The sequence below is a fragment of the Microbacterium sp. NPDC057658 genome (genome assembly GCF_042799975.1).
Lineage (GTDB): Bacteria > Actinomycetota > Actinomycetes > Actinomycetales > Microbacteriaceae > Microbacterium.
Map to the genome: position 1 here is coordinate 43596 of NZ_JBHVHT010000002.1, position 21597 is coordinate 65192.

At 71.1% G+C, this 21597-nt stretch carries 23 protein-coding genes; 11 read left to right on the forward strand and 12 right to left on the reverse strand.

Annotation, left to right across the window (positions count from 1 at the left end; all coding sequences use genetic code 11):
* Nucleotides 1-117 precede the first annotated feature (117 nt).
* Nucleotides 118-1209, reverse strand: a complete 1092-nt coding sequence (locus tag ACFU8V_RS13485) for a YihY/virulence factor BrkB family protein (protein ID WP_378872029.1) — start codon at nucleotides 1207-1209, stop codon at nucleotides 118-120.
* 199 nt (nucleotides 1210-1408) lie between these two features.
* Between ACFU8V_RS13485 and ACFU8V_RS13490 the strand changes: the two genes are divergently transcribed.
* Nucleotides 1409-4198, forward strand: coding sequence for a hypothetical protein (locus ACFU8V_RS13490; protein ID WP_378872032.1), 2790 nt, complete (start codon nucleotides 1409-1411; stop codon nucleotides 4196-4198).
* A gap of 64 nt (nucleotides 4199-4262) precedes the next feature.
* Here the strand turns inward: ACFU8V_RS13490 and aztD are convergent, their stop codons facing one another.
* From aztD to aztB, 4 genes are read right to left on the reverse strand one after another with little or no spacing between them, the layout of a single operon-like run.
* On the reverse strand, nucleotides 4263-5462 hold the full coding sequence (gene aztD, locus ACFU8V_RS13495; protein ID WP_378872035.1) for a zinc metallochaperone AztD: 1200 nt from the start codon (nucleotides 5460-5462) through the stop codon (nucleotides 4263-4265).
* A 29-nt stretch (nucleotides 5463-5491) separates the two neighbouring features.
* Nucleotides 5492-6406 carry a zinc ABC transporter substrate-binding protein AztC gene (gene aztC, locus ACFU8V_RS13500; RefSeq protein ID WP_378872038.1) on the reverse strand — a complete coding sequence of 305 codons (915 nt, stop codon included), beginning with the start codon at nucleotides 6404-6406 and terminating at the stop codon, nucleotides 5492-5494.
* Between the two features lies 1 nt (nucleotide 6407).
* Nucleotides 6408-7634 carry an ABC transporter gene (locus ACFU8V_RS13505; protein WP_378872041.1) on the reverse strand — a complete coding sequence of 409 codons (1227 nt, stop codon included), beginning with the start codon at nucleotides 7632-7634 and terminating at the stop codon, nucleotides 6408-6410.
* 20 nt (nucleotides 7635-7654) lie between these two features.
* Entirely contained in the window at nucleotides 7655-8521 is an 867-nt protein-coding gene (gene aztB, locus ACFU8V_RS13510) for a zinc ABC transporter permease AztB (protein WP_249521643.1), read from the reverse strand.
* A gap of 55 nt (nucleotides 8522-8576) precedes the next feature.
* Here aztB and ACFU8V_RS13515 point away from each other — a divergent pair, with 55 nt between their 5' ends.
* On the forward strand, nucleotides 8577-9233 hold the full coding sequence (locus tag ACFU8V_RS13515) for a metal ABC transporter ATP-binding protein (RefSeq protein ID WP_378872044.1): 657 nt from the start codon (nucleotides 8577-8579) through the stop codon (nucleotides 9231-9233).
* A gap of 27 nt (nucleotides 9234-9260) precedes the next feature.
* Here the strand turns inward: ACFU8V_RS13515 and ACFU8V_RS13520 are convergent, their stop codons facing one another.
* On the reverse strand, nucleotides 9261-9605 hold the full coding sequence (locus tag ACFU8V_RS13520; RefSeq protein ID WP_025102549.1) for a hypothetical protein: 345 nt from the start codon (nucleotides 9603-9605) through the stop codon (nucleotides 9261-9263).
* A 109-nt stretch (nucleotides 9606-9714) separates the two neighbouring features.
* Nucleotides 9715-10545, reverse strand: coding sequence for a zinc-ribbon domain-containing protein (locus ACFU8V_RS13525; protein ID WP_378872047.1), 831 nt, complete (start codon nucleotides 10543-10545; stop codon nucleotides 9715-9717).
* Between the two features lie 168 nt (nucleotides 10546-10713).
* Here ACFU8V_RS13525 and ACFU8V_RS13530 point away from each other — a divergent pair, with 168 nt between their 5' ends.
* Complete coding sequence (locus tag ACFU8V_RS13530) at nucleotides 10714-11205, forward strand: DUF1269 domain-containing protein (protein WP_025102547.1); 492 nt, start codon at nucleotides 10714-10716, stop codon at nucleotides 11203-11205.
* Between the two features lie 86 nt (nucleotides 11206-11291).
* A complete protein-coding gene (locus ACFU8V_RS13535; protein WP_378872050.1) occupies nucleotides 11292-11807 on the forward strand; it encodes a GNAT family N-acetyltransferase in 516 nt (171 codons plus the stop codon).
* Nucleotides 11808-11817: 10 nt separating this feature from the next.
* On the opposite strand, the gene ACFU8V_RS13540 is transcribed toward ACFU8V_RS13535, so the two are convergent.
* Complete coding sequence (locus ACFU8V_RS13540; RefSeq protein WP_378872053.1) at nucleotides 11818-13218, reverse strand: threonine/serine exporter ThrE family protein; 1401 nt, start codon at nucleotides 13216-13218, stop codon at nucleotides 11818-11820.
* 135 nt (nucleotides 13219-13353) lie between these two features.
* Here ACFU8V_RS13540 and ACFU8V_RS13545 point away from each other — a divergent pair, with 135 nt between their 5' ends.
* Nucleotides 13354-14781, forward strand: coding sequence for a protein kinase (locus ACFU8V_RS13545; protein ID WP_378872056.1), 1428 nt, complete (start codon nucleotides 13354-13356; stop codon nucleotides 14779-14781).
* 39 nt (nucleotides 14782-14820) lie between these two features.
* Here the strand turns inward: ACFU8V_RS13545 and ACFU8V_RS13550 are convergent, their stop codons facing one another.
* The 3 genes from ACFU8V_RS13550 to ACFU8V_RS13560 all read right to left on the reverse strand — a co-directional run bounded on the left by ACFU8V_RS13550 (nucleotide 14821) and on the right by ACFU8V_RS13560 (nucleotide 16002).
* The gene (locus ACFU8V_RS13550) at nucleotides 14821-15159 is read right to left on the reverse strand and encodes a hypothetical protein (protein ID WP_025102543.1); all 339 of its coding nucleotides are present in this window, start codon (nucleotides 15157-15159) and stop codon (nucleotides 14821-14823) included.
* Between the two features lie 151 nt (nucleotides 15160-15310).
* Entirely contained in the window at nucleotides 15311-15745 is a 435-nt protein-coding gene (soxR, locus tag ACFU8V_RS13555) for a redox-sensitive transcriptional activator SoxR (RefSeq protein WP_025102542.1), read from the reverse strand.
* A 50-nt stretch (nucleotides 15746-15795) separates the two neighbouring features.
* Nucleotides 15796-16002, reverse strand: a complete 207-nt coding sequence (locus ACFU8V_RS13560) for a hypothetical protein (RefSeq protein WP_025102541.1) — start codon at nucleotides 16000-16002, stop codon at nucleotides 15796-15798.
* 96 nt (nucleotides 16003-16098) lie between these two features.
* Here ACFU8V_RS13560 and ACFU8V_RS13565 point away from each other — a divergent pair, with 96 nt between their 5' ends.
* The 4 genes from ACFU8V_RS13565 to ACFU8V_RS13580 all read left to right on the forward strand — a co-directional run bounded on the left by ACFU8V_RS13565 (nucleotide 16099) and on the right by ACFU8V_RS13580 (nucleotide 18481).
* On the forward strand, nucleotides 16099-16350 hold the full coding sequence (locus ACFU8V_RS13565; protein ID WP_085605767.1) for a VOC family protein: 252 nt from the start codon (nucleotides 16099-16101) through the stop codon (nucleotides 16348-16350).
* A 108-nt stretch (nucleotides 16351-16458) separates the two neighbouring features.
* The gene (locus tag ACFU8V_RS13570) at nucleotides 16459-17784 is read left to right on the forward strand and encodes a flavin monoamine oxidase family protein (protein WP_378872062.1); all 1326 of its coding nucleotides are present in this window, start codon (nucleotides 16459-16461) and stop codon (nucleotides 17782-17784) included.
* 107 nt (nucleotides 17785-17891) lie between these two features.
* Nucleotides 17892-18056, forward strand: coding sequence for a hypothetical protein (locus tag ACFU8V_RS13575; protein ID WP_164498166.1), 165 nt, complete (start codon nucleotides 17892-17894; stop codon nucleotides 18054-18056).
* Between the two features lie 56 nt (nucleotides 18057-18112).
* Nucleotides 18113-18481, forward strand: coding sequence for a hypothetical protein (locus tag ACFU8V_RS13580; protein ID WP_025102538.1), 369 nt, complete (start codon nucleotides 18113-18115; stop codon nucleotides 18479-18481).
* Here ACFU8V_RS13580 and ACFU8V_RS13585 read toward each other — a convergent pair.
* Nucleotides 18415-19323, reverse strand: coding sequence for a cytochrome c oxidase assembly protein (locus tag ACFU8V_RS13585; protein WP_378872067.1), 909 nt, complete (start codon nucleotides 19321-19323; stop codon nucleotides 18415-18417). The genes ACFU8V_RS13580 and ACFU8V_RS13585 overlap by 67 nt on opposite strands.
* Nucleotides 19324-19405: 82 nt before the next feature.
* On the opposite strand from ACFU8V_RS13585, the gene ACFU8V_RS13590 reads away from it, so the two are divergent.
* Entirely contained in the window at nucleotides 19406-21133 is a 1728-nt protein-coding gene (locus tag ACFU8V_RS13590; RefSeq protein ID WP_060922712.1) for an MDR family MFS transporter, read from the forward strand.
* Between the two features lies 1 nt (nucleotide 21134).
* Nucleotides 21135-21590: a MarR family winged helix-turn-helix transcriptional regulator gene (locus ACFU8V_RS13595; RefSeq protein WP_025102534.1), complete on the forward strand. Its 456-nt coding sequence runs from the start codon at nucleotides 21135-21137 to the stop codon at nucleotides 21588-21590.
* Nucleotides 21591-21597: the final 7 nt, after the last annotated feature.

Below are 21597 nucleotides of genomic sequence, written 5' to 3' on the forward strand. Positions count from 1 at the left end.
GGGGGGGTTTCTTTGTTTTGGTTTTTTTTTTTTTTTTTCCCTTCTTCGGGCTCTGTGGGGGGGCACCCCGGCGGGGGGGGGGGGGGTCCCCTCCTCCCCCCCCCCCCCACCTGGGGATCAGGACCGCGGGGCTTCGTCTCGCCGCGGTTCCCCTCCGTCGTCCTCGTTCGCGATGCGGATGCGCCGACCCTCTTCGATGTCCTTCCGCTCCTTCTCCGCCCGCTTGTCGCTCTGGCGGGTGTCGCGCGCGGGAAGCTGGATGTCGCGTTCGGCGGCGATCCCGGCCTGGAGCTGGCGGCCGCGTTCCAGTTCGGCGTCGAACTCGGCGCCGAACAGGAGGGCGAGGTTCGCGATCCACAGCCAGAGCAGGAACACGATGACCCCCGCCATCGATCCGTAGGTGCGCTCGTAGTTGGAGAAGGTGGTGACGTAGAGCACGAAGCCGAGGGTGGCGACGGCCAGCACCACGATCGCCACGAGGGCCCCCATGCTGATCCACCGGAACTTCGGCTGCTTGGCATTCGGGGTCGCGTAGTAGAGCATCGCCACGAGGAAGACGACGACGAACAGCAGCAGGGGCCACTTGGCGATGTTCCACGCGAGCTGCACGCCCTCACCCGCGCCGATCGCGTCGCCCAGTGCCGACACCATATCCCCGGAGAGCACGAGCACGATGGCGACGATCGTCAGGGAGACGACGGTGATGAGCGTGACGAGCAGCTGCATGGGGCGCAGCTTCCAGAACGGCCGCCCCTCCTCGATCTCGTAGATGCGGTTCATCACCCGGCTGAACGCTCCGACGTACCCCGACGCCGACCAGAGAGCAAGGAGTATTCCGAACACGAGCGCGATCCCGGCGCCTGGCGCCTGGGAGATCTGCTCGATGGGTCCGCGGAGGGCTTTCGCGGTCTCCGGCGGGGCCACGTCGCCGATGATGCCCAGCACCGCGTCGGCGGCGGCCCCGCCCTGGCCGAACACGCCGAGCAGCGAGAAGACGGCGATCATGGCGGGGAAGATCGAGAGCACCGCGTAGTACGTGAGGGCCGCCGCGCCGTCCATGCACTGGTCGGCGGAGAACTCCCGGACGCTCTTGACGAGGACGTACTTCCACGACCGCTTCTGCAGATCGGTCGGGCTGTCCGGCTTCTCGTCGTGCTCGGGCGGTGGAGCGGACGCGGATCCGCTGCGTGCTGTGGCTGCCTTCGACATGGTTCCTCCTCGCGCCGGCGCGAGCGCTGCTCCCGCGATCCAGTCCTATGAGGAGAGGAGGTGTTCCGGCACGGGGGTTGCGCGAACCCGAGTCGAGGGGGATCCTCTGCCGGCCTCCACTGACCCTTGCCCTGCCGCGGTCCCCGCACCTACGGTGAGGTGACGGGTGGGGATCCGCACCCGGGGCGGGGGCCGTTCGATGAGTAAAGTCCGATTCGGAGTTCTGGGCGTGCTGCTGGCCGCGGTCGTCGGCATCGGTGGTGCTCTTCCCGCCGTCGCCGCCGAACCCACTGCTCGGCTCTCGCTCTTCAAGGCGATCGAGAACCTCGACACGGGGGCCAGTCTCGGAGACCGCACGCTCTGGACGATGCACGCGGTCAACGTGGCCACGGGGGAGACCTTCACCGGCGACGGCCTCAACGGCATGCAGTCGCGCCTCATCCCACCCGGCACCTACCGCATCTTCGAGACCGGCGGCGTGGCCGGGTACGCCTTCTTCTCCTGGAACTGCGACGGCGACGTGACGACGCAGCCGGAGCGCACGATCACCATCACCGAGAACCAGTCGATGACGTGCACGGTGCAGAACAACGCGATCCGGAGCAGCCTCACGCTCGTCAAGAACGTGCAGGGCGGTGGCGCGGCCCCGTCGGAGTGGACGCTGCGGGCCCAGGGACCGTCGACCATCGAGGGGGCGGGAGGCTCCGCGGCGGTGCAGAACCAGCCGGCGCGGATCGGCACCTACACGCTGAGCGAGTCCGGCGGGCCGGGAAGCTATGTGGCAGGACCGTGGACGTGCGAGCGGCGGGATCTGACGACCGGCGCGATCACCGCCGTCCCCGTGGCCGGTGATCAGTTCGAGATGACCCTCGGCGGCGCGGTGACCTGCCAGATCACCAACACCGGGGATCTGCCCCACCTGACGCTCGTCAAGGAGGTCGTCGATCCGGCGGCGACCGGATACCCGCTGGCCGCCCCATCCGACTTCGTCCTGACCGCGAGCGGACCCGAGCGGATCTCCGGCCCTTCCGGGTCGGACGCCGTCGACCACGCCTCCATCGACCCCGGTGCCTACACGCTCGCCGAGAGCGGTCCCGCCGGATACAGCGGTGGCGCGTGGACCTGCGTCGACGCCACGAGCGACGGCGGGATCGACGGGGCGCTCCTCTACGTGCGGGAGAGCTCCGACATCACCTGCCGCATCACCAACACCTTCGCGGGCGGTTGGCTCACCCTCGTCAAGAACGTGGTGGGCAGCGACCAGCCGCCGTCCGACTGGACCCTGACGGCCGCCGGACCGGAGACGGTGACCGGTGCCTCCGGATCCGCTGCGGTCACCCGCGTCCCGGTGCCGGTCGGCGACTACGCGCTCGCCGAGGCGGACGGACCCGCCGGATACGCGGCCGGGCCATGGTCGTGCACGGGCGGCGCCCTGGCGACCGACACCGTGACCGTCGGCGCCGGAGCGGACGTGACCTGCACGGTCACGAACACCCTCGAGGTCGGCCAACTCACGCTCGTGAAGAACGTCGTGAACGCCGGCGGCGGTCCCCTCACCGCGCAGGACTGGGAGCTCACCGCGACATCGGCCGACACCGTCATCAGCGGCGTCTCCGGCTCCGGCAAGGTGAGCTTCGCGGCGGTGGCTCCGGGGACCTTCACCCTGTCGGAGGCGAGCTCCGCTCCGGAGGCGGGCTCCTATGTGAGCGAGGGCTGGTCGTGCGTCGATGACGAGGGCACTCCCGTCGGCTCCGGCGACACCGTCGAGGTCGTGCCGCTGGAGAGTGTGATCTGCACCGTCACGAACCGGTGGACCCAGTCGACTCTGACGCTGCGCAAGCAGGTCGCCTCCGCCTTCGGCACGCCGGCGTTGCCCTCGGCGTGGACCCTGACCGCAACCGACGGTGCCGCCACGGTGTCGGGACCCGCCAATTCCCCCGCCGTCACGCAGGCGGCCGTCGCCCCCGGCGCATGGACGCTGAGCGAGCAGGACGGCCCCACCGGCTACGATCCGCTCGGCTGGAACTGCTCGGGCGGGACGGTGACCGGCGACGTGGTCCAGGTGCCGCCGTCCGCAGACGTCGTGTGCATCCTCACCAATGCATCGATCACGCCGAGCCTGACTCTCGTCAAGCAGGTCGTGAACGGCGAGCGCGGACGCGCGGTGCCCGGCGACTTCGAGTTGAAAGCCCGTGGTCCGGGCAACGCGGCGCTCTCCGGCCCCAGCGGCTCGGAGTTCGTCACCGATATGCAGCTTCCGCCGGGGGAGTACATCTTCTCCGAGGACGGCCCGAGCGGCTATGAGGGTGAGTGGTCCTGCACCGGCACGACCTGGGACGGGACCACGGCGACGCTGGGATTCGGAGAGGACGCGATCTGCACCGCCACGAACACCTTCGTCGGCGGCACTCTGACGCTCCGGAAGACCGTCGTCGGGGATGGCCCGGGAGCCCCGGCCGGGCCCGCCGACGCCACGGACTGGACGCTGCGTGCGATCGGTGGCGGAGAGTTCCCGCGCCCGCGCATCGAGGGAGCGTCCGGCGAGACGGCGGTGACCCTGGCTCCGCTCGGGGCCGGTGCGTTCCGTCTCTCGGAGCGGGCGGTCGCGGGCGCGCCCACAGCGGACTACCGCAGCGACGGTTGGGAGTGCACCGGGGGCGTGCTGGAGGGCGACATCGTCCAGGTGACCGCAGGGGTCGACACCGTGTGCACGGTGACGAACGTCTACGACCCCCGCTCCGGTCCCGACCCCGAGCCCGAGCCGGAACCCGAACCCGAACCCGAGAATCCGGATCCGGGCACGGATGTCGACCCCGGGACGGCGACCGGGGCGGACGGTGGGGCGGCCTCCGACCTGGCCACGACGGGTCTCGCGCCGGGCGCGGCCGCGGCGGCAGGCGCCGGTGGTCTGCTCGTGCTCCTCGGTGCCGGACTCCTCGCGGCGCGGCGGCTTCGGCGCGCGCGGCACGGGCATCCCGGATCGCGCTGATCCGACCCCTCCGCCCACGCACGGCGGGTCCGCCCTCGAGAGGACGGACCCGCCGTGCCGAGGCTCAGCCGGCGGCCGGTGCGATCTCGTTCGGCGTGACCTCCAGTTCGGTGCTCGCGAGCACCTCGCCGGTGGTGAGGTCGACCGCGTGCACGCTGTCCGCGGCCGGCTCGGTCACGTACGCGATGTCGCCCGCGACGACGATGGCGGGGTGCGGGTCCTGCCACTCGGCGGGCCCTTCCCACGCCTCGATCACCGGGTAGGAGTCGGTGATCTCGCCGGTCTCCGGGTCGAGCACGTGGATCGCGCCGTCGGCGCCGAGGATGTAGGCCAGGTCGCCCGGGCCGCGCGCGACGTCCCGGAAGGTGTACTCGGCCCCTTCGGGCAGGGACACGACCTCGGACGTCATCGCCGCGGTGTCGATGAGCGTGACGGCGCTCAGCAGGTAGCCCTCGGCGTCGGGGTCGTTCTTGTAGTCCCCGACGATGATCGGGCTCGTCTCGCTCACGTACGCGTTGCCCATGCGGCCGTACGGCTGGTCGGGAGCGGCGAGCTTGGTGATCTCGCCGTCCTTGTACACGAGCGCGCCGTCCTCGCACCCGAAGACGACCACCTCGTCGGCCGCGGTCCCTTCGCCGTGGACGCCGGGGCACTGGTCGGACGAGGCGATCTCCGTACCGTCCGCATCGCGCACGACGATGCCGCTGCGACCGTCCGCATCGCCCACCGTGGTGAGGAACGTGCCGTCCTCCAACAGCACCGAGACGCCGTGGTGTGCCTCGACGCCGTCGACGGTCTCCACCTCCGGGAGACCGCCGTCGCCGAGGTCGGCGGTGTCGAAGATCGTGGTGTCGCTCGTGCCGTCGGCGTAGAGGATGGTCTTGCCACCGTGGCGGACGACGTGGCCGGGGGCGTCGGCCGCGAACACCGTGTCGGTCAGGACCGCCTGGTCGGCTGACCCGGCCCCGGTGTCGAGCACCTGGAAGCCTTCGCTCATCGTCACCATGACATGGCGACCGTCGCCGGCCGGGTTCAGGCGGGTGAACGGCTCGGAGTCGAAGTCGGCGACGGTGTCGAGGGTCTCGCCGTCGAGGACGAGGATGCCGCCCTCATACGAGATGGCAACCCGGGGGCCGGCGTCCGGTTCCGGGGCGTCGCTCGCGGCGGAGCCGGCTCCAGCCGTGGTCGAGCAGGAGGCGAGCGTCACGGCGGCGCCGAGGGCGACGGCCCCGACCAGCGCCCGGCGCAGGGGGAGTGTCTTCATGCGGTGCTTCTTTCTTGTGAGGGATGGTCTCAGCGGGTGAGACCGGAGGTGATGCGCTCGGTGTTGACGCGCATCATGGTCAGGTAGTCCGGTGCGCCGCCGTCTTCGGCGGTGAGCGACTCGGTGAAGAGCTCGATCACTTCGATGTGGACGTCGGCCTCGTCGGCGAGCGCCTGGACGAGCCGGTCGGGGGAGGAGGACTCCGCGAAGACGGCGGGCACGCCCGTCTCCTCCACGGCACCCACGAGATCGGCGAGGTCGGAGGCCGAGGGGGCCGCGAGCGTAGTGCCGCCCGGGATGACGGCACCGACGACCTCGAAGTCGAAGCGGTCGGCGAGGTAGCCGAAGACGTGGTGGTTGGTCACTAGCGCCCGACGGTCGTCGGGGATCCGGGCGAACGCGCTCGTCATCTCGTCGTCGAGCGCCGTCAGCTCCTCGCGGTAGCCGGCGACGTCCGCCGCGAGGGTGTCGGCGTCGACCCCGTCGAGCGCGGCCAGGGCGGGCTGCAGGGCGTCGACGACGTCGATCATCCGCGCCGGATCGGTCCAGAAGTGGGAGTCCGGCATACCCGCGGCGTCGCCGTCGCGGTAGTCCAGGACCTCGATCGCGTCGCCCGCGACGAAGGACGGCACCTCGGCCGCGACGGCCGCGTCGAGATGCTGCTGCAGGCCCTCCTCGAGCCCGAGCCCGTTGGAGACGAGCAGGTCGGCGTCCCGCAGCGTGGCGGCCTCCTGCGCCGAGATCTCGAACGAGTGCGGGTCGGCGTTCGGCTTCATGAGGGTGACGACGCGAGCCTGAGCGCCGATGAGCTCGCCGACCACATCGCCCAGGATGTTCGTCGAGACGACGACCACCGGCCGCGTATCGGCGGGAGGGGCGCAGGCGGTCAGAGCGGCGGCGGTGAGCGCGGCGAGAACGGCGGCGAGGGGGCGAAGGAGGCGCATGTCAGCGTCCCGTCTCGGCGACGAACGCCGGGGCGTCGGCGGTATCGAAGGTCCGCGCGAGGCGGGCGTCGTCGGCGTAGTCGATCTCGAACAGCCGGTGCTCCGCCGGGCCGCTCAGATAGGCGCGGTGCTGATCGGCGATGAGGGCCGGAGCCTCGCCCGCCGCCAGCGATGCCGCCACGAGCGGGGTGGTCTCCGCCCGCACCGTCCCGTCGAGCGCGCTGAGCACGAGCACGCGTCCGTCCTGCGTCAGCGCCAGGAGGGTGTCGTCCTCATCGCCGACCGCGGTGACCTGCGCGAGGGGAGTGGGGGCGGTGAGCACCGTCCAGGCCTGCGCGCGGGTGTCGAGGACCCGGATGTCGGTCGGTCCGGCGAGGCCGGCGACCGTGGGGCGCCCCTCGCGGTTGCGGAACGCGGACACGGCTCCGGCCGGCGCTCCGTCCGGGTACGGGATGCGGTCCACGGTGAGAGCCCCGGCCTCGACGCGGGCGAGCAGGGCACCGTCGGCGCAGCCGATGACCGCCCCGACCCTGGTCGTGATCGTGCCGGTCGGTGCGGCGCAGTCCTGCCGGAGGCCGGTGCGCTCGCCGTCCGCCGTGTAGCCGACGACGACTCCGCCCGCCTCCCCGTCGGCCTCGGTCACCAGTGCGAACGCCCCGACCGGCACCACCAGCCCCTCGTGCGGGGAGCGCTCGATGCGGAACAGCTCACGGATCTCCCCCTTCGACAGGGCCTCCGTGTCGAGGAGGACAGCGTCTCCGGATCCGGAGAAGGAGATGCCGGTGCCGCCGGTGGTCGAGCTGTTCGTCGTCGCGACCGTCGCCGCGCCGTCGCCCTCCACAGTGCCGAGCAGGGCGGGATCGGCGCGGTAGTAGTGGAAGTGGTCGACGTGGTCCCACGTCCAGACGCCGCTGTCGACGACCTCGACGCCGTCGCCGGTGTCGGCGAAGAGGTACCGGCCGTCGGTCGTCATGCCCTCCGGGGCGGCCACCGTGCCGATGTCGGTGACGCTCTCGTCCAGGAGGTCGAGGTGGGTGACCCGACCCTGCGCGTCGATGGTCGTGAGTCCGAGCTGCGGTTCCGCGACCTCTTCCGCTCCGGCGATCGCGCCGTGGCCGTCTCCGGCGGACGAGGAGGTGGCGGGGCTCTGCGCCGCGGGCCCGGCACAGGACGCGAGGGGGAGAGTCAGGGCGGCGACGGTGATGAGGGGAAGGAGGCGGGAATGCACGAAGAGCCTTTCGGGACGAGTCAGGAGGCGGCGACAGGGACGGGAGGGGCGATCGGCCGTCGGGTTCGCACGGCGACCCGCGCCGCCCAGGACAGACCGGCGAGGGCGATCGCGGCGGCGGCGACGGACGCTCCCGCGGCGGTGGCCGCATACCAGGACGCGAGGAGACCGGCGAGGACGGCAGCCACGCCGAAGGCGCACGCGAGCGCCATCCGCGTGGGCAGGCGCGACGTCCACTGTCCGGCGGCGACCGCGGGGGCGAGGAGCAGACCGACGACGAGCAGCGAGCCCACCGCCTGGTACGACGCCACCACCGCGAGGGTCACCAGTCCGACCAGGGCCGCCTGGGCCCACCGGGGGCGCAGCCCGAGCACCGTCGCGATGCGGGCGTCGAGGGCGAGCGCGACGAACGGCCGATGGCAGAGGGCGGCGACCGTCACTCCCACGACCGCGGCCGCGGCGAGCAGGAGGAGATCGGCGCGGGTGATCGCGAGGATGTCGCCGAAGAGGATCGCCGTGGCATCCGTGGCGAAGCTCCCGGAGTGGGAGATGACGATCACCCCCAGGGCCAGCATCGCGACGAAGAGCAGTCCGATGCTCGTGTCGTAGGAGAGCCGGGCGCGTCGTTGCAGGGCCCCGATGCCGATGCTCATCGCGACCGCGCTGACCGCCCCGCCGACGAGTACGGGTGCCCCGAGCACCGTGGCCAGCGCGACGCCGGGCAGCATTCCGTGCGCCAGGGCCTCACCGAGGAAGGCCATCCCGCGGACGACGACCCAGGTGCCGACGACCCCGCAGAGGACCGCGACGAGAGCACCGCCGATGAGTCCGCGCTGGAAGAACTCGAGCGTGAACGGGGTGAGCAGGGCGGCGAGCGAGGGGGTCACGGAACGCGAGCCTATTCGTAGTTGAGAATGATTATCAAATTCATAAACTGGAGACATGACGAGAACCCTCCGTGCTGCCGACCGCGCCCTGCGTCTCGACGGCGTCTCCGTCCGGCTCGGCGACCACGAGGCCCTGCGCGGCGTCACCCTGGAGGCGGAGGCGGGTGAGTTCGTCGTCGTCACCGGTCCGAACGGCGCGGGGAAGTCGACGCTCCTGGAGGTGGCCGCCGGGGTGCGCTCACCGACCAGGGGGTGGCGGAGTGCGACCGGTCCGATCGCCTTCGTGCCGCAGCGCGCCACGGTGCCCCCGGGCCTTCCGCTCACCGCGCGAGACGTCGTGACGGTCGGGACGTGGCGTCGGCTCGGGGCCTTCCGGCGGCGGGATCGGCGGGCGCGTGCGGCGGTGGCGGCGGCGATGGAGCGCACCGCCGTGTCGGCTCTGCAGCGCCTGCCGTTCGCGACGCTGTCCGGCGGCCAGCAGCAGCGTGTGCTCCTGGCTCAAGGGCTCGCGGGGGAAGCAGGCGTCCTGCTCGTGGACGAGCCGACGACGGCCCTGGACGCCGCATCGGTCCGTCGCATCCGGGCAGTGCTGCGGGAGGAGGCGGATCGCGGGGCGGTCGTCCTCTGCGTCACACACGATGCGACCCTGATCGCCGATGCCGACCGCGAGGTCGCGCTCCGCGACGGCATGAGGCTCTCTGCGTCGCGCTGAGGGGAGCAGCCGCTCAGCGGAGCGCGATCAGAGGCCGTGGCCCATGTCGAAGTCGGAGAGCGCGGGGACCTCGATGTCGCCGGGAGACGACGAGTCGCTCCGCGGCTTCGGGAACAGGCGGTGGGCCTGCAGCTCGTCGACCTCGGCGGAGAAGTCGGGATCGGGTTCCCCGGTGTGGTGGGGGCTGACGAGCACGTCGTTGCCGACGCCGACGAGGAGGTCGGCCCAGTCCTTCTCGCCCTCCAGGAGGATCGGGATCTCGACCGCTTCGGACTCGCCCTCCCTGGCGATGGCGGCGGCCAGGGCGAGCAGCGTCTCCGCGACGTCGTCAGAGGTGATGAGCTGCTGGCCGGCGTAGGAGACGAGTTTCATGAGGGCATCATCGCCTGCCCGCCGCCGTCGCGCACGGGGGTTGCGCTCGCGGGCGAGAGCGGTTAGATCGCTCCGCCTTCGAGTATCTAACTGGGTGAGGTACCGCACGTCAGCGCAGGTAGGCATCGACGAGGAGAGCGCCACGGATGTCGCGGAGCCGGTCGACCAGCCGGGTGATGCCGCTCGCACCGAGGGAGGTGAGCGGGAGGTCGAAGGGCCCGAGGGGCTCGAGCTTCCCCATCCGCACCCGCACGACCTCCCAGCCGGCGCCGCGCACCGCGCGATCCTTCCGGCGATCGGTCTCCTCCCTCTTCCCGACGTGCTCCAGCCCGTGTCGGCCGACCGTGTCGTACTCGATCGCGATCCGCAGTTCCGGGAGCAGGATGTCGGGCCACACCTCCGTATGCCGGAAGAACGGCCGCGCGACCTTGATCGCGTTGACGTCGTCGGGGAACACCAGTCGCGCCGCCAGTGCCTGCCGCAGCTTCCCCTCCGCCGCCGAAGCCGGCTTCGGAGCGCACGCGCTCAGGAACGCCGTGCCCGTCGGCAGCGCGGGAGTCTTCGTGCACAGCGCCGGCGCGGGCTTCTTCGGGCGAGCGGGGAGTGCCCGCGCCTCTCCGAGGATCACGGGCTGCGGACGCGCCAGCGCCGCGCATTCGGGGCACCAGGACGAGCGCCGTCGCACCCGCCCCGGGCGTTCGCGCTGCTCGGTCGGCGTCGCCGCGAACAGATGGCCGACGGCGCATTCCCAGCAGAGCAGCACATCGGCCGCCAACGGGATCTGCGAGAGCGTGATGCCGTGGTTGAGCTCCGGGTGATACTGCCGGATGAGCTCGGGGTAGGCCGCCCACGCCGCCCGGTAGGTGCCGACCGCGTAGGGCACGTCGAGTCCGCGCGAGAACTGGCGTCTCGCCCACCACTGCTGCACGGGCTCGGGCACGACAGCGACGGTAGGCGAGGCCACGGACATCGCCGCTGCGGAGTCACCAGGGTGAACATCGACGGCTGCTCTGTCGTGTCCGCAGGGGCGCGCCTAGGGTCGGTGGCGAAGACCGGTGCCTCTGCGCGCGTGGAGAGCATCTCCGATCGCAACCGAAAGCAGGAAACCATGGCTGAACTGATCGTCATCTCCTATGACACCGAGAGCGACGCGGAGGGTGCTTACAACCGCGTCCAGGCCCTGCAGGACGACCTCGTCGTCGAGCTCGCCGGCCTCGCGCTCGTGAAGGTGGACGGCGAGGGCAAGACGAAGGTGGAGTACCCGGGCGCCGGGAGCAGGATCGGCCTCGGCGTCGCCTCCGGCGCTCTGTTCGGTGCGCTGATCGGCATCCTGTTCTTCATCCCGGTCGCCGGCCTGGTGTTCGGCGGCCTCCTCGGGGCCCTGTTCTCCGGTCTCGACAAGACGGGAATCGACGCCGAGTTCCGCGACCGCGTGAAGGCCACCGTGACGGCCGGCAAGTCCGCCGTCGTCATCTACGCGCTCAAGCTCACCGAGGACAAGTTCGCCGAGGCGCTGGCCCCGTACAACGGCACCGTCGTGCAGACCTCGCTGTCCAAGGAGGACGAGGCCGAGCTGGTCAAGGACCTCGGCGGCCACTGACCGTCGACCGATGCGCCCGTCGTGGATCCGTCCGCGGTGGGCGCATCGTCGTGTCCGGTGTCGGAGGGGCGTGACAGGCTGCGAACGTGGACACGCTGAGCCTTCGGCCCTGGTCGGCCGACGATCTCCCTCTCCTGCACGCGGCGAACGCCCCGGAGATGACGGTGCACCTCAACGGGCCGGAGAGTGCGGCGGAGGTGCAGGCGCGTCACGAGCGGTACCTGCGTCTCGTCGCGGGGGACGAGGCCCTGATGTTCGCGATCATCGACGACGAGGGGCAGCCTCTCGGCTCGATCGGCGCGTGGCGGATCACGTGGCACGACGAGCCGGCGTGGGAGACCGGCTGGTTCGTGCTGCCTGCTGCACAGGGCCGGCGAGTGGCCGCCCGGGCTCTGGCTCTGCTCGTCGATGTCCTCCGCGATCGCGCAGGGGAGGGGCGTTCGCTGCTCGCGTTCCCCGCGGTCGACAACCCGGCGTCGAACGCGGTGTGTCAGCGGGGCGGATTCACCCGTCAGGGAACCCTCACGGAGCAGTTCCGCGGGGCCGAGCTCACGGTCAACGCGTGGGTGCTCGACCTTGCCGCCGACTCCTCGGCGGGATGACCTCGTCGGGTCAGCGGCGCACGCGCGCCCTGGTCTTCGCGACGCCGGCGAGGGTCGCTCGCACCGGCGTTCCGAGGTAGAGGCCGAGGGAGGCGCCGGAGGCGAGCGCGATGCCGATCACGGCGGCGTCGATCAGCGATCCGCCGACGGTGAGCATCCCGAAGGAGGTGCCCGCTGCGTGCACGACTTCGAGGAGGCCCTGGAACACCGCGACACCGGGCACGAGCGGGACGATCGCGGCGGTCGTCACCGCGACCGAGGGCACGTGCAGATTGTGCGCGATGAGCATGCCGACGAAGCTCGCCAGCAGCGCTCCCACCGCGCTCGCCGCGGCCGGGTGGAGCTGGAGGGCGATGGTGCCGGCGTACCCGGCGAGGGTGACGGCGCTGAGCAACGCGCTGACGAGGATGATGCGGATGCCGGCGCCGTTGAACACGGCCACGGCGATCGCGATGATGATGGCCCCCGCGAATTGGTTGAGCAGGGGCCCGAAGGGCGCGGGGTCGTCCGGCAGCTCCATCGTGAAGCCGAGCACGCCGCCGAGCTCCAGCCCGACGAGGATGCCGATCACCACCCCGAGCGTCTGCATCGTCAGGTCGAGGATGCGGCCACCGGCGGTGAGGGCGAAGCCGTCGATGGCATCCTGCGCGGCGCCCACCACCGTGAGCCCGGCGAGCATGAGCACGATGCCCGAGGCGACGATGATCGACGGGCGGATGCCGACGAACGGTTCGATCCCCGCGCTGCCGAGCGCCGAGACGGCGACCGCGACGACCGTGGTGACGAGGCCTCCCGCGATCTGGCTGAAGAACAGCGGCACCCGAAGCCGGGCCAGGCCCGCCTGGGTGAGCGCCGCCCCCAGCGCGGCGACGAAGGTGAGGCCCACGATGAGCGGGGAGGCGCCGAGCATGATGCTCACGCCGACCGCGAGGAGCGCCCGTGCGACGATCACCACGGACTGCTGATAGCGGAAGGGCACGCGACGGATGACCCGGAACGCGGTGCGTGCGGATTCCAGATCCAGGCCGCCGTCGATGTCGGCCACGAGCGCCTGCACGCGCTGCAGCTTGGCGTGGTCGGGGGCGGCCACGCGGACCACGCGGACGAGCGTCTCGGGCCACACCTCCCCGCTGAGGTGGAAGGACACCGTGATCGAGTTGTAGGTCACATCGACCTGGACGCCCTTGAGGCCGTACGCCTCGCAGACGCGCGTGATGGCGAGCGTGACCTCGTGCGCGGAGGCGCCGACCGCGAACATCGACTCCCCGATGCGCGTCGCCAGATCGAGGACCCGCGGCACCGTGTGCTCGTCGATCACGGGCATCGCCTCGGTGTGGGCGACGGAGGACGGATCCGTGTGCAGCAGCCGGCGGACGGACAGGAGCAGTCGCTGGGGGGAACGCGCGGGCATATCTCCCATTCTCCCGCGGACGAGGGCCACCCGATCGACGGCCCGTCTGTCAAGGCCCGAGACGGCCCCCCGGCCCTGCTTCTACAGTGGGGTCTCGCCGCGCCGCTCCCGACGCCGTGGCAGGAGGATTCGACGATGACGGATGACTCGCTTCCCACGGAGGCGCTGCTCGATGGGCGCTACCATCTCCGGGAGTGCGTCGGGCAGGGCGGGATGGCCCGAGTGTACCGCGCGGAGGATTCGCTGCTCGGGCGCACGGTCGCCATCAAGATGCTCCGCGCGGAGACCGAACAGGGTGCCGCCTCCGAGCGCGCCCGCGGCGAGATGACCGTGCTCGCCTCGCTCAACCACCCCGCGCTGGTCACGCTGTATGACGCGCAACTGCATCCGGGACGGGCGGAATACCTGGTGATGGAGTTCGTCGACGGCCCGACCCTCGCCGAGCGGATCGCCCAGGGGCCGCTGCCCTCGGACGAGGTGGCGGCGCTCGCGGCTGATCTGGCGGAGGCCCTCCATGTCGTGCACGGCGCGGGGATCGTCCACCGCGACATCAAGCCCTCCAATGTCCTGCTCACCGGGCGCTCCCTCGCCGGGAGCCGGTCGGGCGCCAAGCTCGCCGACTTCGGGATCTCGGTGCTCGTGGACGCGGCCCGGCTGACGTCTCCCGGAACCGTGATCGGTACCGCGGCATACCTGGCGCCGGAGCAGTTGAACGGCGCGGCGCCGGCGCCTGCCGCCGACATCTATGCGCTGGGCCTGGTCCTGCGCGAAGCGCTCACGGGAGAGCGCGCTTTCGCGGAGGCCGAGGGGATCGGTGCCACCCTTGCCCGCTTGATCGATCCCCCCGCGATTCCGGAATCCGTGGGTCCGGCATGGTCCGCGCTGCTGCAGCGGATGACCGCGACGGATCCGGAGGACCGGCCGAGCGCCGCCGGCGTCTTCGCAGCGGTGTCCGCCCTCGCGCACGACCCCTCGATTCCGCCGCGGCCCCCGGTTCCGGCTCCGATCGCCGCCGCAGCGCTCGCGGAACGGGAGCCGGCCGGTCCGTCTGCTCCGACACGAACCCTCGTGCTGCCCGCTCCTCCGTCTCCCGAGGTCGGGATGCTCCGCTCCCGGACTCCTCGCCTGCAGCGGGCTCGGCGACGCCGCGGACTCCTGACCGGAGCCGTGGCGGTCGCGGTCGCCCTCACCGTCGCCGGAACGCTCTGGGCGGCCGGAGCGCTCAACCCGAACCCTGTGGTGACCCCTGTCGACACCGAACCGACCCCGCGCTCGTCGCCCACGCCGGCGGTCGTCGTGCCCGTCACCGTGCCGGAAGAGGCGGACACGCCGGCGACCCCGGTCGAGGCCCCGGCTCCGGAACCGGCGCCCGACGTGCCGGACGACAAGAAGGCGGAGAAGGCTCAGGAGGCAGCTCAGAAGGCCGCCGACGAGCAGCGGAAGGCCGAGGAGGACGCGCAGAAGAAGGCCGAGAAGGCTCAGGAGCGCGCCGAGAAGGAAGCGGAGAAGGCCCAGGAGAAGGCCGAGAATGCGAAGGGGGAGGACACCGACCTCGAGGACTGAGTCCTCGGGCCTGTGCGTTCCTCTACGGCGGAGCCGGTGTCAGACGGCGAGATCCGCGAGCTGCCGGGAGGCGGTGCTCGTCTCCGTCGGCTCCGGCACCAGATACAGGCCGTTCGGCGTGTTCGCGGTGAACGCCAGCGCGTCCACCCACCGCCGGTTGATGGCCGGAGGCCTGCTGCCGAAGAACTTGAACACGATGTTCGAGTGCGCATGCACCCAGACCGTCGTCCGGCCGCCCCCGACGGAGGCGTCTTCCTTCCACGAGAACGGCATCGGTTCGCCGCGCCGGAGCTTCGTCGTCATGACGAGCTGGATATGTGTGAGAGCGCGGTCCTCGATCTCGATCTTCGGACCGCCCTCATAGATGAACTTGCCCATTCGATGGATCCTTCGTTCCATCTCCACAGGAACCCGTTGCCAAGAGGCGCAACCATGCCGATCGCTGGTGGGGATGTCTCCACGCTCTCACCGATCCGGGCTTTGTACCACCCCTCCTTCGTCCATCCGGTCGCGGCGGACGTCCCGGTTCTCAGATGCGGCGGGGGCCGGGGCCGCTCTCGCCGAGGGCGTCCTCCGGATTGAGCAGGCGGCAGGCCTTGAGGGACAGGCAGCCGCAGCCGATGCAGCCCGCGAGCTCGCGCTGCAGATGCTCGAGCTGGGTCCGCCGCTCCTCGAGCTCGGCGCGCCAGCGCTTGGCCACGCGGCGCCAATCGCCGTGCGAGGGCGGGGCGTCGACGGGCAGGGTCTGGAAGAGCTCTTGGACCTCGCTGAGCGGGATGCCGATGCGCTTGGCCACCACGATGATCGAGATCCGTCGCAGCATGTGGCGGCGATAGCGTCGCTGATTACCCGGCGTGCGCGTCGACGCGATGAGGCCGAGCTGCTCGTAGAAGTGCAGCGCGGAGGGCGCGACGCCCGTGCGTCGGGTGACCTCCCCGATCGGGAGGAGATCGTCCGGTTCCATCCGCCGCCCTTCCGTAGACCTCAACAATAGTTGAGGAACGGGCGGAACGGTCAGCGCGAGGTCGGCGGAAGCTTGTCGACGCCGTGGCGGTTCGGCTTGTCCGGCTCGGCCGCGGTCTCCGGCGTCACGTCCGGGCTGTCCGCCGGCGCGCCCGACGTCGGATAGTGCGGCTCGTCGATCTCGACGGCCTTGTCCCTCTCGTCCGCCGGGGGCAGGTGGTCCAAGGGCTGCTTGATGTCATCGGGGTGGTGGCTCATGGCCCCAGGGTGCGCTGTGCCGCGTGCGGCACCCAAGGGGGTTGTCATCCGGCCCGCCGTGTGGTCGGTGGGTGGCGCTACTACGGGTCGAGCGCCATGCTCCGCGCCGAAGGCGGTCCGGATCTCATGCTCTGGGAGGCGCCGGGGCACGCGCCGATGAAGCTCACGGTGTCGGGGGAGGAGCGGCCGCTCTTCTTCCTGCGCACGACCGAGATCCACGCGCTCGCCGAGCGGTTCGCGGCAGAGGGCGTCGAGGTGGTGAGCTTCGACGACGGCGGCTTCGCCCTCTTCCTGAAGTTCTTCGACCCGGACGGCACCCTGCTCGGACTCATCCAGCACGCCGCCTGAGCCCGGCGTCGCGAGCGGGTCGTCGGGCTCCGCGGCCCTGTCGGTGGGTGCCGGGCTGGGCTATCGTCGGGGCACGGCTCCGCGCGGAGGGGCTGCGAGGAGGGGCGCATGGAGCAGGTCGACACGGTGATCGTGGGCGCGGGCGTGGCGGGATTGACGGCGGCGCGGCTGCTGCAGGATGCCGGGCGGACGGTCGTGGTGCTCGAAGCGCGCGACCGGATCGGCGGCCGGGTGCACACGGATCGGACCGACGGCATCGTCGATCTCGGCGCCTCGTGGATCCACGGTGTCGACGGCAGCCCGGTAGCGGCGGCTGCCGAGGCCTTCGGCATGCGGACCGTGGAGTTCACCGTCGGCGGTTTCCAGGTGGACAGCCGGCCGATCGCCTATCACGGCCCCGACGGGCGCCCGCTCTCCGCCGAGGAGACGCGCGCCTTCGCCGCCGATGTCCACGCGGTGGACGCCGTGCTCCCGGACATCATCGCCGCCTCCCGCCCCACGGCCTCCTACCGCGACGTCACGGACGAGGCCCTCTCGCGCCAGGGATGGAGCGCCGAGCGTACGCAGCGGGTGCGGGAGTACCTGGAGCATCGCGCCGAGGAGCAGTACGGGGCGTGGATCGAGGACCTCGCCGCGCACGGCCTCGACGACGACGCGATCGAGGGCGACGAGGTCGTGTTCCCCGACGGGTACGGCGTGCTCCCGGAGCGCCTGGCCGAAGGCCTCGACATCCGGCTGGAGCACCTCGTCACCCGTGTCGACTGGAGCGACGACGGCGTCTGGGTGCGGACCTCGCACGGCGACTTCTCCGGGGACACGACCGTCATCACGGTTCCCGTCGGCGTGCTGCAGGCCGGAACCATGGAGATCGTCCCTCCGCTGCCGCCGGTGAACGCCGAGGCGCTGGGGCGGCTGCGCATGAACGCCTTCGAGAAGGTCTTCCTGCGGTTCCCGACGCGGTTCTGGGAGGACGGGGTGTACGCCCTCCGGCAGCAGGGCCCCGAGGCGCGATGGTGGCACTCCTGGTACGACCTCACCGCGCTGCACGACGAGCCGCTCCTGCTCACCTTCGCCGCCGGGCCCGCCGCGGCAGCCACGCGGGACTGGAGCGATGCGGAGGTGCAGGCCTCGATCATGGCGCAGCTCCGCCGGCTCTACGGCGACGGAATCCCCGATCCGATCGGGATGCGCCGCACGGCCTGGCAGGACGATCCGTTCGCGCACGGGTCGTACGCGTACATGACGGTCGGGTCGACCACCGCGGATCACGACGACCTCGCCACCCCGGTCGGCGGCGTGCTGCACCTCGCGGGCGAGGCCACGTGGACCGACGATCCGGCCACGGTGCCGGCGGCCCTGTTCTCCGGGCATCGTGCGGCGGAGCGCATCCTCGGGCGGGCGGTCCCGATCGAACGACTGTGGACACCGGAGTGACACGCCCCGGCGCGGGCAGTGTGGCCGTCGCCATACGTGCGGTCAACCCCCTGCGTCATTCCTCGCCGCCGCGCATATGGTCGTCGGACCGAACAGAGGAGGAGAGCATGAGCGACCCCCAGAACACGCAGGGCACCCCCGGCGCCGACGAGGAAGCCGACACGGCCTCCGGCGGCGCTCCCGACGACAGCGGTGAGAGCACCGACGACGTGCTCGAGCGCGAGACGACGGACGACGAGGGCAAGCCCCTCGAGAACCCGTCCGGCGGCTGACCGCCGCACCGCCCGAGGGTCAGCCGCGCCCCAGGTGGCGCGGCTACTCTCGGGTCATGCGCCGCATCGCTCTCGTCCCTCTGCTGCTCGCCGTCGGTCTCCTCGCCGGGTGTGCGCAGGTCACCCAGGCCGCGGGAGACGCGTTCGGAGTTCCGGTCGCGGAGACGTGCGCGACCATCGACGACGCGTACGCGCAGTATCAGGAGCTGCTGAGCCAGGGCGACGCGTCCGCGGAGCAGCTCGATGCCGCGCGCGACGACCTCGTCGCCACCCTCGACGGCGTCGCGGACGGAATGGACGGGCAGCTCGGCGACCTCATCCGCTCCGGCGCCGATCAGCTCGGCGGCATGACCGACCTTCAGGCCCCGGAGACGGTCGAGGCGATCGAGCGCCTCCACGACGGACTCTCCTCCTTCTGCGGCTGAGCCGGCTCGCGCGGTCGTGTCGCGACGTACCACTGCCGGAGCAGCAGCACGATGAGCAGTGCGTCGACGGCGTCACCCGCGTAGAACATCAGCTCCGCTCCGATCCGCGCGTCCCCGGGGTCGACACCCACCGGAGGGTGTGCCCACAGCCACTTGGCGAGGATCGAGTGCGCGGCGATGAAGACGATGAGGACGGACGCCCGTACGGTGACGGAGGCTCGATGCGGATCGGGATCGAGGGCGAGGATGCTCGCGGTGAACAGATACCCCGTCAGCAGGACGTGCAGGTGCACGGCAGCATGCAGCCACGGTGAGGCGTGCATGAGGGGGAACAGCGGCGTGGCGTAGAGGAGCCACAACCCGCCGATGTTGAGGGTGCCTGCGACCACGGGATGCGTGAGCACCCGGATCGGGGCGCTGCGCAGCACCCGGGAGAGCGCACGGGCCTCGGTGACGGGAAGGGCGCGGAGGGCCAGGGAGACCGGACGCCCGAGCACCAGGAGGAGCGGGGCCAGCATGCCCACGAGGACATGGTCGGCCATATGCACCGGGAAGCTGCTGTGGGCCAGGGCGGCGAACGGTCCGACGGTGCCGACCGCGGTGCACAGCAGACCGCTCATCCAGGCGGCCGTCCGTGGCCGCGGCCAGGGACTGCGGTCGCGGGTCCGCCGCAGCGCGACGAAATACAGCACGGCGGCGCCGAGGAGGAGGACGAGGGCGAGGAAGGGGAGGACGTCGATGCCCGCGCCCGTCGCGTCTGCATCGAGGCCCGGAAGCCGGGGCGGGTCGTCGTGCCCGTCGTGCACGGCTGTCACCCCCTCGGGGCGGGTCGGGTCCGCCACACCGTGAGGGCTCCGGCAGCGAGCAGCCCGATAGTTGCGAAACCGCAACTATCGGCGTATGGTTGATCTCGATCAACTTTCTATGCAGGAGCATTCCCCCGTGACACACACCTCATCCTCTTCCGAGACCGCGCGCTCGGCCCGCGAGGTCTTCACCGCGATCTCCGGCCTCATCGTCGGCATGTTCGTCGCCGTGCTCTCCGGCACGGTCGTCTCGACCTCGATGCCCGTCATCATCGCCGACCTCGGCGGCACCCAGTCGCAGTACACCTGGGTCATCACCGCGAGCCTTCTCGCCACCGCCGTCTCGACGCCGATCTGGGGCAAGCTCGCCGACCTCGTCGACCGCAAGGTCCTCATCCAGATCTCGCTCATCCTCTTCACGGTCGGCACGGTCATCGCCGGCTTCTCGACCGACACGAACATGCTCATCGCGGTCCGCGTCGTGCAGGGCATCGGCGTCGGCGGCCTCATGTCGCTCGTCATGATCGCCGTGGCCCTCATCATCTCCCCGCGCGAGCGCGGCAAGTACATGGGCGTCGTCGGCGGCATCATGGCCCTCGGCACGATCGGCGGCCCGCTGCTCGGCGGCGTCATCACCGACGCCTGGGGCTGGCGCGCCAACTTCTTCGTCGGCGTCCCGTTCGCGATCGTCGCGCTCGTCCTGCTGCAGTTCACCCTGCACCTGCCCAAGCCGCAGCGCGGCACCAAGGTGTCCATCGACTACTTCGGCATCGTCCTGCTCGCCGTGGGCGTCTCGACCCTGCTGATCTGGGTCTCCATGGGCGGCAACCAGTTCGACTGGGACTCCGGGACCAGCATCGCCCTCGCCGTCACCGCGGGCGTCGCCATCGCCGCCTTCGTCGCCGTGGAGTTCTTCGTCAAGGAACCCATCGTCCCGATGTCGCTGTTCCGCAACCGCACCTTCACGCTGTCGGTCATCGCCTCGATCGCGATCGGCGTCTCGATGTTCGCGACCTCGGTCTTCCTCGCGCAGTACTTCCAGCTGGCCCGTGGCGCCACGCCGACCGAGTCGGGCCTGATGACCATCCCCATGATCATCGGTCAGATGGGCGCGTCGATCATCATCGGACAGCTCGTCAGCCGCTTCGGCAAGTGGAAGGGCTGGATGGTTACCGGCTCCATCCTCGCCACCATCGGTGTGAGCCTGATGGCCACCCTGCGCTACGACACCCCGTTCACCCTGGTGGCCGTGTACATGTTCGTCCTCGGCGCCGGCCTCGGCATGGTCATGCAGAACCTCACCCTGATCGTGCAGAACGACACCGCGCCGCAGCAGCTGGGTGCCGCCTCGTCGAACGTCAACTTCTTCCGCACGATCGCCGGCACCATCGGCGTGACCGTCATGGGATCGCTGCTGTCGACCAGCGTGGCCGACTTCATGAAGGACGGCCTGAAGGGCTTCGTCCCGACCACGCCCGACGAGATCAGCGCCCTGGAGCGCCTGGGCTCCGGAGACGTGCCGAAGGTGGGCGAGCTGCCCGACACGATCCGCACGATCGTCGAGAGCGCCTACGGGCACGGCATCGCGGACGCGTTCATCCTCGCCATCCCGCTGGCCGTGATCGCGATCATCGCGATCGCGTTCATCAAGAACAAGCCGCTGTCCACCAAGAACGCCGCGGAGCAGCTGCGCGAGCAGGCCGAGGAGTCCGTCATCGAGGTCTCCGAGGCCGAGGTCGGCGCCAACCTCTCGACGGGGACGATCCGCACCGGGCAGGCCGGACCGGCGACCACCACGGGGTCGGTGAGCGTGCTCGAGCGCGACGATCGGAAGCAGGAGCGCTGACATGATCGCGTCCGAGGCGGTCGGCACCCCCGACGTCGACACCGCCCTCAGCGACCTCCAGGCGCATCTCAACCTCATCTTCGCGCGGACCCGGTCGCTGTGGAAGGAATCGGCGTCCCGGGTCCACCCGGAGCTGCAGGTGGCGGGGTACAAGCTGCTCACGTTCATCGACCGGGCGGGCTCGGCCAGCGCGCACGAGCTCGCCGAGCGCTTCGAGATGGACAAGTCCGTCGTCAGTCGCCAGGTGCGGATGCTGGAGGACCTCGGGCTGATCGCCTCCGTGCCGGACGAGCGTGACGGCCGGCTCCGGGTGCTCACCGCGACGCCCGCCGCGTGCACCGCTCTCACCGAGGTCCGGCGAGAGTACGGCACCCGGCTCCGCGCCGTGATCGACGAGCTCACGCCCGCCGAGATCGACGCCGCGTCCAAGGTGTTCCGGCTCCTCGCCGAGGTCTGAACCGGGC